Annotated in this window: 2 protein-coding genes; one reads left to right on the plus strand and one right to left on the minus strand. The window is 63.6% G+C overall.

Annotated elements, in window-relative coordinates; all coding sequences use genetic code 11:
• On the minus strand, nt 1-492 hold a 492-nt coding region (locus PZ895_RS15105; RefSeq protein WP_275839829.1), incomplete at its 3' end, for a protein-disulfide reductase DsbD domain-containing protein.
• A gap of 132 nt (nt 493-624) precedes the next feature.
• Between PZ895_RS15105 and PZ895_RS15110 the strand changes: the two genes are divergently transcribed.
• The coding region (locus PZ895_RS15110; RefSeq protein WP_275839830.1) for a YqgE/AlgH family protein at nt 625-838 on the plus strand (214 nt) is incomplete at its 3' end.

Raw genomic sequence — 838 nt, forward strand, 5'->3', positions numbered from 1 at the left:
GAATCCGTTTTGTGCCTCGCCTGGCAGATTGGCGAAGGCGCGGCCGATTCCGGCCTCGTCGAGCGGTCCGATGTCGTCGGAAGGCGTTGCGGTCAGCGTCGTCTGCACGGGCACGCAGATCGTCTCGCAGACGCCGAGGAAGATGTCGACGCCGAGCGGCGCTTCGATGTCGGCAAGGCCCGAGACGATGATCGGCAGCGTGACGTCCCCGTCATATCCCGCCCATTGCGACGCGCCGTCGTCGAAGCGTTGCGGCGCGGGAAAACGCAGCGCGACGCTTGCGGCGGATGCGGCCTCGTGCAGCGAAATCTGCGGCGCGACGCCGCTTTCGCCCGGCTCCTGCCAGTAGGTTTTCCAGCCTTCGTCGAGGCGGATTTCGAGCGCCCCGCGCAAGACGCCATCGGAGTCTGCCGTCCGCTCGGTCACGAGCCGCAGCTTGCCGCCGGTCATTTCGTGCCAGTCGCTGGCGCCGGCATGAGCGAGGGCGGGCACGAAAAAGGCAANCCGGTCTTGGCAATGTCCCGCCTGGTTCCGATGGATCATTTCGCGGTGATGACGGTTCAACAAATGACACCGGCTTGACTTTCGCCTTTATCGGAAACGGGTTACGATTTCGACATGGACATACTGGGCCACAGAAAGGGTGCCGCAGGTCAGGGTTTCCTGGAGAACCAGTTCCTGATCGCGATGCCGGGAATGCAGGACGAGCGCTTCGAGCGCTCGGTCGTCTATTTGTGCGCCCATTCGGAAGAAGGCGCGATGGGGCTGATCGTCAACCAGCCGCAGCAGCTTCTCTTTCCCGATCTTCTGGTCCAGCTCGACGTTCTGGAGGAGGAGG

The organism is Mesorhizobium sp. YIM 152430 (assembly GCF_029210365.1).
Taxonomy (GTDB): domain Bacteria; phylum Pseudomonadota; class Alphaproteobacteria; order Rhizobiales; family Rhizobiaceae; genus Aliihoeflea.